At 73.0% G+C, this 11,355-nt stretch carries 11 protein-coding genes; 6 read left to right on the top strand and 5 right to left on the bottom strand.

Going from position 1 to position 11,355, the window contains the following annotated elements:
- Positions 1 to 13: 13 nt before the first annotated feature.
- The 4 genes from carA to pyrR form a co-directional block, all read right to left on the bottom strand.
- Positions 14 to 1,162, bottom strand: a complete 1,149-nt coding sequence (carA, locus tag K1J57_RS19140; RefSeq protein WP_220559937.1) for a glutamine-hydrolyzing carbamoyl-phosphate synthase small subunit — start codon at positions 1,160 to 1,162, stop codon at positions 14 to 16.
- Positions 1,163 to 1,215: 53 nt separating this feature from the next.
- On the bottom strand, positions 1,216 to 2,517 hold the full coding sequence (locus tag K1J57_RS19135) for a dihydroorotase (protein WP_220559936.1): 1,302 nt from the start codon (positions 2,515 to 2,517) through the stop codon (positions 1,216 to 1,218).
- Positions 2,518 to 2,624: 107 nt separating this feature from the next.
- Positions 2,625 to 3,533: an aspartate carbamoyltransferase catalytic subunit gene (locus K1J57_RS19130; protein ID WP_220559935.1), complete on the bottom strand. Its 909-nt coding sequence runs from the start codon at positions 3,531 to 3,533 to the stop codon at positions 2,625 to 2,627.
- Complete coding sequence (gene pyrR / locus K1J57_RS19125; RefSeq protein WP_220559934.1) at positions 3,533 to 4,111, bottom strand: bifunctional pyr operon transcriptional regulator/uracil phosphoribosyltransferase PyrR; 579 nt, start codon at positions 4,109 to 4,111, stop codon at positions 3,533 to 3,535. Before pyrR ends, K1J57_RS19130 begins: the two co-directional genes overlap by 1 nt.
- Before the next feature lie 546 nt (positions 4,112 to 4,657).
- Here pyrR and K1J57_RS19120 point away from each other — a divergent pair.
- On the top strand, positions 4,658 to 5,152 hold the full coding sequence (locus K1J57_RS19120) for a transcriptional regulator (RefSeq protein WP_220559933.1): 495 nt from the start codon (positions 4,658 to 4,660) through the stop codon (positions 5,150 to 5,152).
- A 321-nt stretch (positions 5,153 to 5,473) separates the two neighbouring features.
- A complete protein-coding gene (locus K1J57_RS19115) occupies positions 5,474 to 6,088 on the top strand; it encodes a GNAT family N-acetyltransferase (protein ID WP_220559932.1) in 615 nt (204 codons plus the stop codon).
- On the opposite strand, the gene metF is transcribed toward K1J57_RS19115, so the two are convergent.
- Positions 6,021 to 6,953, bottom strand: coding sequence for a methylenetetrahydrofolate reductase [NAD(P)H] (gene metF, locus K1J57_RS19110; protein ID WP_220559931.1), 933 nt, complete (start codon positions 6,951 to 6,953; stop codon positions 6,021 to 6,023). The two genes, K1J57_RS19115 and metF, sit on opposite strands and share 68 nt — an antisense overlap.
- 135 nt (positions 6,954 to 7,088) lie before the next feature.
- Here metF and K1J57_RS19105 point away from each other — a divergent pair, with 135 nt between their 5' ends.
- The 4 genes from K1J57_RS19105 (at position 7,089) to K1J57_RS19090 (ending at position 11,354) form a co-directional block, all read left to right on the top strand.
- The gene (locus K1J57_RS19105) at positions 7,089 to 7,889 is read left to right on the top strand and encodes a DUF817 domain-containing protein (protein ID WP_255646426.1); all 801 of its coding nucleotides are present in this window, start codon (positions 7,089 to 7,091) and stop codon (positions 7,887 to 7,889) included.
- 10 nt (positions 7,890 to 7,899) lie between these two features.
- Positions 7,900 to 8,982: a polyprenyl synthetase family protein gene (locus K1J57_RS19100; protein ID WP_220559930.1), complete on the top strand. Its 1,083-nt coding sequence runs from the start codon at positions 7,900 to 7,902 to the stop codon at positions 8,980 to 8,982.
- A 126-nt stretch (positions 8,983 to 9,108) separates the two neighbouring features.
- Positions 9,109 to 10,392, top strand: a complete 1,284-nt coding sequence (locus tag K1J57_RS19095; RefSeq protein ID WP_220559929.1) for a DUF418 domain-containing protein — start codon at positions 9,109 to 9,111, stop codon at positions 10,390 to 10,392.
- A gap of 68 nt (positions 10,393 to 10,460) precedes the next feature.
- Positions 10,461 to 11,354 carry an NAD(P)H-binding protein gene (locus K1J57_RS19090; RefSeq protein ID WP_220559928.1) on the top strand — a complete coding sequence of 298 codons (894 nt, stop codon included), beginning with the start codon at positions 10,461 to 10,463 and terminating at the stop codon, positions 11,352 to 11,354.
- Position 11,355 lies beyond the last annotated feature (1 nt).

The raw sequence follows: 11,355 nt of genomic DNA, 5'->3' as shown, positions 1-11,355 counted from the left end.
GCTCTTGTCTTCCTTACTTCTCGGCAGCCGCGGTGGGCTGGGCGGCGGACATCAGGTCGACGAACTCGTCGAAGAGCCCGGCGGCGTCGTGGGGGCCTGCGGCGGCCTCCGGGTGGAACTGGACGCTGAACACGGGGCGGTCCAGCAGCCGCAGGCCCTCGACCACCTGGTCGTTGAGGCCGATGTGGCTGACCTGCGCGCGCCCGTAGGGGGTCTCGAAGGTGCCCTCGAGCGGCGCGTCCACGGCGAACCCGTGGTTCTGGCTGGTGATGGAGACCTTGCCGGTGGCGGTGTCGATGACCGGCTGGTTCACCCCGCGGTGGCCGAAGGGCAGCTTGTAGGTGCCCAGGCCCAGGGCGCGGCCGAGGATCTGGTTGCCGAAGCAGATCCCGAACAGGGGCCTGCCCGCGTCGAGGACCCCGCGCATGGCGGCGACGGGGCCGTCCGCGGTGGCGGGGTCGCCGGGGCCGTTGCTGAAGAACACGCCGTCCGGGTCCAGGGCGAGGAGGTCCTCGGCGGTGGCGGTGGCGGGCAGCACGGTCACCTTGCAGCCGCGCTCGGCGAGGCGCTGCGGGGTCATGGCCTTGATGCCCAGGTCGACGGCGGCGACGTGGAAGCGGGTCTCGACGCCCTCGGGCGGCAGGACCTCGTAGGGCGCGTCGGTGCTGACCTCGCCGGCCAGGTCGGCCCCGGCCATGCGGGGCTGCTCCAGGACACGGGCCAGCAGGGCCCGGGGGTCGGTCTCGACGCTGCTGACGGCGGCGCGCATGGCGCCCTTGTCGCGCAGGTGGCGGGTGAGGGCGCGGGTGCCGGTCATGGCGATGCCGACGACGCCCTGGCGGCGCAGCTCCTCGTCCAGGGTGCGCTGGGCGCGCCAGTTGGAGGGGATGCGGGCGGGTTCGCGGACGACGTACCCGGCGACCCAGATGCGGCCGGACTCGGGGTCGTCGTCGTTGACGCCGGTGTTGCCGATGTGCGGCGCGGTCATCGCGACGATCTGGCGGTGGTAGGAGGGGTCGGTGAGGGTCTCCTGGTAGCCGGTCATCCCGGTGTTGAAGACGATCTCCCCGAAGGTCTCCCCGGTCGCGCCGAAGGATCGGCCGTGGAAGACCCTGCCGTCCTCCAGGACCAGGATCGCCGGTCCGCCGGTTGCCTCTGACACGTTTCCCCCCTCTGCCGCGCCGGGTACGGCCCGGGCGCTGCTCACTGCGTTGTTCACTGGATCTCCCCCGCGAGGACCGTGGGGACGCCGCGCAGGAACGTGGCGCGCACCCGGCCGGGCAGGGTCATGCCCCGGAAGGGCGTGTTGCTGCTCTTGGTGACCATGGCCGTGCCGTCCGCCTCGTAGGGCGCGGCGGGGTCGTAGAGGACCACGTTGGCGGGCTCGCCGGGCGCCAGGCCGCGGCCGTGGTCGGCGACCCGGCCGATGCGGGCGGGCGCCGCGGACATGCGGTCGGCGACGTCGGCCCAGGTCAGCAGACCGGTGTCGACCATCGTCCGCTGCACGACCGCCAGCGCGGTCTCGAGGCCGACCATACCCATGGCGGCCGTGGACCACTCGGTCTCCTTGGCCTCCCTGGGGTGGGGGGCGTGGTCGGTGGCGACGATGTCGATCGTCCCGTCGGCCAGGCCCTCGCGCAGCGCCTGCACGTCCTCGGCGGTGCGCAGCGGCGGGTTGACCTTGTAGACCGGGTCGTAGTTCTCCACCAGCTCGTCGGTGAGCAGCAGGTGGTGCGGTGTGACCTCGGCGGTGACGTCGCAGCCGCGGGCCTTGGCCCAGCGGATGATGTCGACCGAGCCCTTGGTGGAGACGTGGCACACGTGCAGGCGCGAGCCGACGTGCTGGGCGAGCAGGCAGTCCCGGGCGATGATCGCCTCCTCCGCGACGGCCGGCCAGCCCGGCAGGCCGAGGCGGTCGGAGACGCGGCCCTCGTTCATCTGGGCGCCCTCGGTCAGGCGGGGCTCCTGGGCGTGCTGGGCGACGACGCCGTCGAAGGCCTTGACGTACTCCAGGGCCCGGCGCATGAGCAGGGCGTCGGAGACGCAGATGCCGTCGTCGGAGAAGACCCGGACGGCGGCGGCGGACCTGGCCATGGCGCCGATCTCGGAGAGGCGCTCCCCGGCCAGGCCGACGGTGACGGCGCCGACGGGGCGCACGTCGCAGTATCCGGCCTCGCGGCCCAGCCGCCAGACCTGCTCGACGACTCCGGCGGTGTCGGCGACGGGGTCGGTGTTGGCCATGGCGTGCACGGCGGTGTAGCCGCCCATGGCGGCGGAGCGGGAGCCGGTCTCGACGGTCTCGGCGTCCTCGCGCCCGGGCTCGCGCAGGTGGGTGTGCAGGTCCACCAGGCCGGGCAGGGCGATCAGCCCGGTGCCGTCCACGACCTCGGCGCCCTCGGGGGCGGTCAGGTCGGTTCCGGTCTCGGCGATCCGGCCGTCGGCGAGCAGGATGTCGACGGGGTCGCCGCCGAGCGGGCGGGCACCGCGGATCAGGTGCGGTCCGTGGGTGTCGGGCATCGCGGTTTCGTTCCTCAGTGGTCGTTCGTGGAGAAGTGCGCGGGCGCGGGCGGCGGTGGTCCGCCGGAGGCCGCGCCGGGCGCGCCGGAGCGGGCGCGCCGGGTGGTTCAGGAGCCGCCGAGCAGCAGGTAGAGCACGGCCATGCGCAGGCTCACGCCGTTGGCGACCTGCTCGACCACGGTGCAGCGCGGGGAGTCGGCGACCTCGGCGGAGATCTCCATGCCGCGGACCATCGGGCCGGGGTGCATGACGATGGAGTCCTCGGGCATGCGGGCCAGGCGGGCGCCGTCCATGCCGTAGCCGCGGCTGTACTCGCGCACGGAGGGGAAGAAGGAGGCCTGCATGCGCTCGGCCTGCACCCGCAGCATCATGACGACGTCGGACTTGGGCAGGACGTCGTCGAGGTCGTAGGAGACCTCGCAGGGCCAGGTGTGCACCGAGACCGGCAGCAGCGTGGGCGGGGCGACCAGCGTGACGTGGGCGCCCAGGGTGGTGAGCAGCAGGACGTTGGAGCGGGCCACCCGGCTGTGCAGGATGTCGCCGACGACGGCGACGCGCAGCCCCTCCAGGCGGCCCAGGCGGGCGCGCATGGTGTAGGCGTCGAGCAGTGCCTGGGTGGGGTGCTCGTGGGTGCCGTCGCCCGCGTTGAGGACCGACCCGTCCACCCAGTTCGCCAGGCGGTGGGCGGCGCCGGAGGCGCTGTGGCGGATGACGACGCCGTCGGCGCCCATGGCCTGGAGGGTGAGGGCGGTGTCCTTGAGGCTCTCGCCCTTGGAGACGCTGGAGCCCTTGGCGGAGAAGTTGACGACGTCGGCGGACAGGCGCTTGGCCGCGATCTCGAAGGAGGTGCGGGTGCGGGTGGAGTCCTCGTAGAAGAGGTTGACCACGGTGCGGCCGCGCAGGGTGGGGAGCTTCTTGACGGAGCGGTCGCCGACCTGGGCCAGCTCGGCGGCGGTGTCCAGGATGAGGACGGCCTCGTCGCGGGTGAGGTCCCCGGTGGAGAGCAGGTGGCGCATCAGGAGTCCTTCCCCTCGGTGCCGGTGGTTCTCTTGGGACGGGACGGCCCGAGGAGGACCGCGTCGTGGCCGTCGGTCTCGGCGAGCCGGACGGTGACGCTCTCGCGCAGCGAGGTGGGCAGGTTCTTGCCCACGTAGTCGGCGCGGATCGGCAGCTCGCGGTGGCCGCGGTCGACGAGGACGGCGAGCTGGACGGCGCGGGGGCGGCCCAGGTCGTTGAGCGCGTCCAGGGCGGCGCGGACGGTGCGGCCGGAGAAGAGGACGTCGTCGACGAGGACGACCACGCGGTCGTCCAGGCCGCCGGCGGGGATCTCGGTGCGGCCCAGCGCCCGGGGCGGGGCGGTGCGCAGGTCGTCGCGGTACATGGTGATGTCGAGGGAGCCGTGGGGGACGGCCAGGTTCTCGACGCGTTCGATGCGCTCGGCCAGGCGGGCGGCCAGGGGCACGCCGCGCGAGGGGATTCCGAGGAGGGTGACGCCGTGCCCGCCCTTGGTGCGCTCCAGCACCTCGTGGGCGATGCGGGTCAGTGCGCGGTTGATCTCGCTGCCGTCGAGGACGGCCCGGGTGCCCTCGGGCACCTCCGGTGGCGCCGCACCGCCACCTGTGTCACTTGCCGTGGGTTTTTGCGCACGCAAAGTAGTGACCCCCTTCCCTGCCTCGCTGAACAGGTCGTTAAAGGATGTCGATCGGGCCAACGCTATCAGCGGAGCCCGCGGTGACCGGGGGCGGGTCCGGAGACAACGCGAGCCAATGTGACTCTCGTCACACAGACAAACGGGATGACGAGCCCGGCGAGCGATGCGACGACTACGCTACGTACACACCTCACATGGCCGACAAATGCGAAACCCCCTGAAAGAACGGGCTTTTCGCATCGCCGTGATGCACCACTCATCACGATCGGTCCTGACATGAGAGGAGTCTCACTTACGCACGGTTTGGCCACCGATTAGTCGCGTTTCACACCAACAGCTTGACCTGGGGGGCAGACCCCCCTACCGTCACTGTCTGTAACCATTACCGGGTGGGGTTGCACCCCGTGACCTCCGGCGGTACCGCCGCCGGGCCCCGCGGGCGCCTCCCCCACCACGCCAGCCACTGTCACGGCCGGGAGCGACAAGAAGATGCCATCCGAATACGCCAAGTCCCTCGGCGCGCGACTGCGTGCCATCCGCACCCAGCAGGGCCTGTCCCTTCACGGGGTGGAGGAGAAGTCCCACGGACGCTGGAAGGCCGTCGTGGTGGGCTCCTACGAGCGCGGCGACCGCGCCGTCACCGTGCAGAAGCTGGCCGAGCTGGCCGACTTCTACGGGGTGCCGATGTCGGAGCTGCTGCCCGGCGGCGCCGCCCCCGCCCCCCTGGGCCCGACGCCCAAGCTGGTCATCGACCTGGAGCGCATGCAGCAGCTGCCGCAGGAGAAGGCCGGCCCGCTGTCCCGCTACGTGGCCACCATCCAGAGCCAGCGCGGCGACTACAACGGCCGCGTGCTGTCCATCCGCCACGAGGACCTGCGCTCGCTCGCCGTCATCTACGACAAGTCGCCCGGCGACCTGACCGAGGAGCTCATCAACTGGGGCATCCTCGACCCGGAGGCCCGTCGCGCCGTCGACTCCTTCTGACCGCTCCGACACGGATCGCACCGGCTCGTCGCAGGACCGGCCCGCCCCCGGCACCGGGGGCGGGCCGGTCCTCGTCGTTCCCGGGGTCCCGCCCCGGCAACGGCGAACGGCGCGGCCGGACACGGGGCTTCCCCTCCCCGATCCGGCCGCGCCGCCGCCACCGGGTCTCCCCGGCGGCCTTGATCGAACTCTCGTTCGACACGACTGTAGTCAACCCCAACCCCGGCGGCCCGTCAAGGACCCCGGGCGGCCGCGCCCGGTGCCGGTACCGGCCGCGCCGAACACCGGCGCCGGGGGCCCTCCGGAGACTAGGGTGAAGCCGTGGTAGCCGATGTCGAGCTGCGCGAGCTGGCCCCCGCCGCCTTCGCGCACGCCGTTCCCGCCCTCCTCCAGGTGTACGAGGCGGCCATGGAGCCCCCGCCCGAGCAGCTGCCGGGACGGGCCTCCGTCATGAACGCCCACGCCCGTTACCCGGGGTTCCGTTCGATCGTCGCGCTGCTGGAGGACCGCCCGGTCGGCTTCGCCTACGCCTTCCACGGCGTGCGCGGCCAGTGGTGGCACGACACCGTCGCCGCCGGGATGCGCGCCGCGGACGGCCGGGCCGGGGTGCGCCGCTGGCTGTCCGACCCCTTCGAGATCGCCGAGGTGCACGTCCGCCCCGAGGCGCAGAACCGCGGCATCGGCCGGGCCGTCCTGCACGCCCTGTGCGAAGGACGGCCCGAACGCACCGCGGTGCTGTCCACCCGGACCGGGCCCACGGCGGCGCGCCACCTGTACCGCTCCTGCGGGTTCGTCGAGGTGCTGGAGGACTTCTCCTTCCCCGGCAGCCCCGACCGCCCCTTCTCGATCATGGCGGCGCCGCTGCCGCTCACCGGCTCAGGCGCCCCGACACCTCCCGGTAGATCTCCCTGGTGGCGGTGGACTGGTTCGAGGTGATGAAGTGGATGCCGGGCGCGCCCTCGTCCAGCAGCCGCTCGCACATCTTCTTGGCGTACTCGATCCCGAACGCCCGCACCGCCGCGGCGTCGTCGCCGTAGGAGGCGAACTTCTCGGCCAGGTCGGCCGGGAAGGGCGCGCCCGAGAGCTTCTCCGAGCGCGGGATGAACGAGGTGCGCACCACCGGGAAGACCTCGGGGATGATCGGGATGTCGCAGCCGCGGGCCGCCACCCGGTCGCGCAGGCGCAGGTAGTCCTCGGGGTCGAAGAACATCTGCGTGATGGCGTAGTCGGCGCCCGCCTCGCACTTGCGCACGAAGTGGTCGGTGTCGGTCTCCACGTCGGCCGAGCGGGGGTGCTTGTACGGGAACGCGGCCACGCCCACGCAGAAGTCGCCGCTCTCCTTGATGAGCCGGACCAGCTCCTCGGAGTAGGTCAGGCCCTCGGGGTGGCTGTTCCAGGGGCCGGAGGGGTCGCCGGGCGGGTCGCCGCGCACCGCGAGCATGTTGGACACGCCGGCGTCGGCCAGGCGGCCGATGAGGTGGCGCAGCTCGGCGACGGAGTGGTCGACCAGGGTCATGTGGGCGACCGGGAGCAGCGTGGTGTCGGCGGAGATGCGCTCGGTGGTCTCCACGGTCATCCCGCGGGTGCTGCCGCCCGCGCCGTAGGTGACCGAGACGAAGTCGGGCCCCAGGGCCTCCAGCTGGCGGATGGCCAGCCAGAGCTTCTCCTGGGCCTCCGGCGTCCGGGGCGGGAAGAACTCGAAGGAGAACAGCGGCTCGCCCGTGTGGAGCAGGTCACGGAGGTGCCGCGCTCGGGGAGCGGGGGTTCGGGGCGCCACGGGGCGCGTCGGTGCTGCCAGCATGCCTACCACCTTACGCAAGCGCCCTCCCGGGAACAGAGGACGAGTCCCGCGGGTCGGGGCCCGGTCGGGACCCGGCCGGACGCCGCACGCGCGGGCGGGGCGAACCGGACGGGGCCCGCGCGGCATCCACCCCGTGTGACCTTCTCCTCCCTCCCCCTCCCCCTGGTCCAGCTCGTCCGCTTCGGTGTGCTCCAGGCCCGCGCCTGCGCGTTCGCGGTGTGCATGTTCGCGGGGTTCGCGCTGTCGGCGGTCGTGCCGCTGCCCGTGCCCCGCTACGACGCGCTGCTGGTCTACGCGGTGGGACTGACCGCGCTGTTCTGGGCGCTGCGGCTGGAGAGCGGTCGGGAGATCGCCGCGATCGCGGGCTTCCACGTGGTGGGGCTGGCGTTCGAGCTGTTCAAGGTGCACATGGGGTCGTGGTCCTACCCCGAGCAGGCGTGGACCGTGGTGTGGGGGGTGCCGCTGTACAGCGGCTTCATGTACGCGGCGGTGGGCTCCTACATCGTGCGCGCCTGGCGGCTGCTGGACCTGGGGCTGGAGAACTACCGGCCCTGGGCCGTGACGGCGGTGGCCGTGGCGGTCTACGCGAACTTCCTGACGCACCACTGGCTGCCGGACCTGCGGGTCCCGCTGGCGGTGCTGCTGGTCGCGGCGACCTGGGGGACCCGGGTGCACTTCACCGTGGGGCCGCAGCGGCTGCGCATGCCGCTGGCGCTGTCGTTCCTGCTGATCGGCGTGTTCCTGTGGGTGGCGGAGAACATCGCGACGCTGTTCGACGCCTGGCGCTACCCCCACCAGGCACAGGTGTGGGCGCTGGTCCACCCGGCCAAACTGGGCGCCTGGGCGCTGCTGGTGACGGTGTCGTTCGTCCTGGTGGCCCTGTGGAAGGGGGCGGATGTGCGGGACCGGGGCGGGAACGCCGGGGTGAGCCGCTAATGTGCTGTTCATGGCCGCTTCCACTTCCCCATCCGTCTCTCCCGCCTCCGTGATCCGCGCCGACGCGGACCGGGAGCTCGCCGCGTTCTGCGCCGACCACCGCGCCGCCCTGCTGGAGATCGGGGAGGAGCTGGGCCCGGCCATGGACGCGCTGGAGGCCATGCTCGCCGGGGGCAAGCGCCTGCGGCCCACCTTCTGCTACTGGGGCTGGCGCGGCGCCGGGGGCGCGGCCGGGGACGGGCGGATCGTGCGGGCCGCGGCGGCCCTGGAGTTCCTCCAGGCGTGCGCGCTCGTCCACGACGACGTCATCGACAACAGCGACACCCGGCGCGGCCTGCCCGCCACCCACAAGCGGCTGGCGAAACTGCACGCCGACCACGGCTGGAGCGGCGACAGCGAGGGCTTCGGGCGGGGGGCCGCCATCCTGATCGGCGACCTGTGCCTGGCCTGGTCCGACGAGATGTACCAGGCCAGCGGGTTCGGCCAGGACACCCTGGCGCTGGGCCGGCGCCCCTTCGACGCGATGCGCACCGAGGTGATGGCCGGGCAGTACCTGGACACTCTGGAGCAGGTGCGCGGCACCGGCACCCGCGAGGCGGCACTGCGGGTCATGCGCTACAAGTCCGCCAAGTACACGATCGAGCGCCCGCTGCACCTGGGCGCAGCGCTGGCCGGGCGGCTGCCGGAGCTGGAGGCCGTGTACACCGCCTACGGCCTGCCGCTGGGGGTGGCCTTCCAGCTGCGCGACGACGTGCTGGGCGTGTTCGGCGACCCCACGACCACCGGCAAGCCGGCCGGGGACGACCTGCGCGAGGGCAAGCGGACCCTGGTGGTCGCCGAGACCCTGGCCCGCGCCGGGGAGGCCGACGGCGCGCGGTTCTCTGCCCTGCTGGGCGCGCCGGGGCTGTCGGTGGAGTCCGTGGAGTGGATGTGCGGGCTGATCGAGTCGTCCGGGGCGCTGGCCGCGTGCGAGGAGCTCGTCGAGCGCTACGCCGGGGAGGCGCTGGCCGCGCTGGAGAGCCCGGAGCTGGACGCCTCCGCGCGGGAGCCGCTGCGCGCGCTGGTGGCGGCGGCCACCCGGCGCACGCACTGAGCGCGGGTACGGATCTCCCCCTAAGGGGGATTTCAGGGCCGTTCGCACATCGAAAGTACATTGTGCCCGACTGTCCCCTCCGGTTGAATCGATAGGAGATATATCGCGACCGGAGGGGCGTCCCCAATGTCTCGGCACACCGCCGCGAGAGGTCCGGTCGGAGCGGGCGAGCGAGCGCTCGCCCCCGACCTGGCCCGCGGCTTCATGCTTCTGTTCATCGCCTTGGCCAACACCGTCTGGTACCTGTGGGCGGTCCCCATGGGCGGCCTGAACGCGCACCCCGAGCCCCAGGGCGCGCTCGACGCGGTCGCACAGTTCTTCACCATCGTGGTGGTGGACGGCCGCAGCTACCCGATGTTCGCCTTCCTGTTCGGCTACGGCATGGTGCAGCTGGCGATGCGCCAGGAGGCCGCCGGATCCTCCCCCGCCGACGTGAACGCCCTGCTGCGGCGGCGCAACCTGTGGCTCCTGGTGTTCGGCTTCTTCCACGCGCTGCTGCTGTGGTTCGGCGACGTGCTGGGCGCCTACGGCCTGGCCGGGCTGGTCCTGGCCTGGCTGTTCCTGCGCCGCAAGGACGCCACCCTGCTGGTGTGGGCCGGCGTGTTCATCGGCCTGCTCGGCCTGCTGACCGCGTTCAGCGTCGTGGGCATCGTCTTCGCCCCTGAGGGCGGGGCCGCCGCGTCCGGCGGGATGGACGGGATGGCCGACAGCGCCGGGGAGGCCTCGATCCTCGCCGCCGCCCTGGGCCGCCTCACCGTGTGGCCGCTGATCAGCGTCGCGCAGGGCCTGCTGGGCCTGGTGGTGCCGACCATGATCCTGCTGGCGTTCTGGGCGGCGCGCCGCCGGGTCCTGGAGGAGCCGGAGCGCCACCTGGCCCTGCTGCGGTGGACCGCCGCGCTGGGCATCCCGATCGCCTGGCTGGGCGCTCTGCCCGACGCGCTCGCGCAGGTGGGCCTGTGGGAGGTGAACGAGGCGCAGGGCTCTATGCTCGCGGTGCCGCACATGTTCTCCGGCCTGTTCGGCGGCCTGGGCTACGTCGCGCTCATCACCCTGATCGCACACTCCCTCCGGCGCCGCGGGCGCGACCACGGCGTCGTGCCGACCGCGATCACGGCCACCGGCAAGCGGTCCCTGTCCTCCTACCTGGCCCAGTCGGTGCTGTGCGCGCCGGTGCTGGCCGCCTGGGGCCTGGGCCTGGGCGCGTACCTGACCTCGTGGACGATGTTCCTGTACGCCGTCGGGGTGTGGCTGGCCACGGTGGTGGCCGCCTACCTGATGGAGCGGGCGGGCAGGCGGGGACCGGCCGAGGTGCTGCTGCGCAGGCTCTCCTACCGGCGCGCCGCGGGGAAGGCCGTGCAGGCCCAGGGGCGGCCGCCCGGGGCCGAGGACCAAGAGCACGCCACTCCCTGATCCGGGCGCGCAAAAACGGGCGCGCCGGTGAGTGCCCGGCGCGCCCTCGTCGTTCAGGATGGGGTGTCATGGGCGACGATCACATGACAAACCACACCATAGGGGTGACCGGGGCGACCGGGGCGGTGGGCGGGCGGGTGGCCGCCCGCATCGCGCGGCTGGGGCGGGCGCAGCGGCTCATCGTACGCGACATCAACCGCGCACCCGAGTACCCCGGCAGCAGCGCGGCGATGGCGGCCTATGAGGACACCGCCGGGTTCGAGCGGGCCTGCCGGGGGGTGGACACGCTGTTCCTGGTCTCGGCGACGGAGTCGCAGGACCGGATCGACGTGCACCTGAGCGCGGTGGACGCGGCGGTCGCGGCGGGGGTCTCGCGCATCGTCTACCTGTCGTTCCTGCGGGCCGGGCCCGCCTCGACGTTCACGTTCGCGCGGACGCACTTCTTCACCGAGGCGCACATCCGGTCGACGGGGGTGGCGTACACCTTCCTGAGACCCTCGCTGTACCTGGACCTGCTGCCGCACTGGGTGGACGATGACGGTGTGGTGCGCGGCCCGGCCGGGGACGGGCGGGTGGCCTGGGTGGCCCGCGACGACATCGCGGACGCCGCCGCGGCGGTGCTGACCGACCCGGCGGTCGCGGCGGCCGCCGAGAACGCGGCCTACGACCTGACCGGCCCGGAGGCCCTGTCGCTGGGGGCCACCGTGGAGCGGTTGAGCACGCTGACCGGCCGGACCATCCGGTACGTGCCCGAGACCCGGGAGGAGGCGCTGCTGTCCCGCAAGGCCACCGGCGCGCCCGACTGGGAGCTGGAGGGGTGGGTGTCCTCCTACGAGGCGATCGCCGCCGGGGAGCTGGACACGGTGTCGTCGGCGGTGCCGGAGCTGACCGGGCACCCGGCCCGGTCGATCGAGGGCTTCCTGCGCCGCCATCCGAGCGCCCTGTCGCACGTGTCCGTCTGAG

Origin of the sequence: Nocardiopsis sp. MT53, from assembly GCF_019598965.1 — a bacterium.
GTDB lineage: Bacteria > Actinomycetota > Actinomycetes > Streptosporangiales > Streptosporangiaceae > Nocardiopsis > Nocardiopsis changdeensis.
The sequence above is the reverse complement of the archived record's forward strand: the minus strand, read 5'-3'. Positions and strand labels throughout refer to the sequence as shown.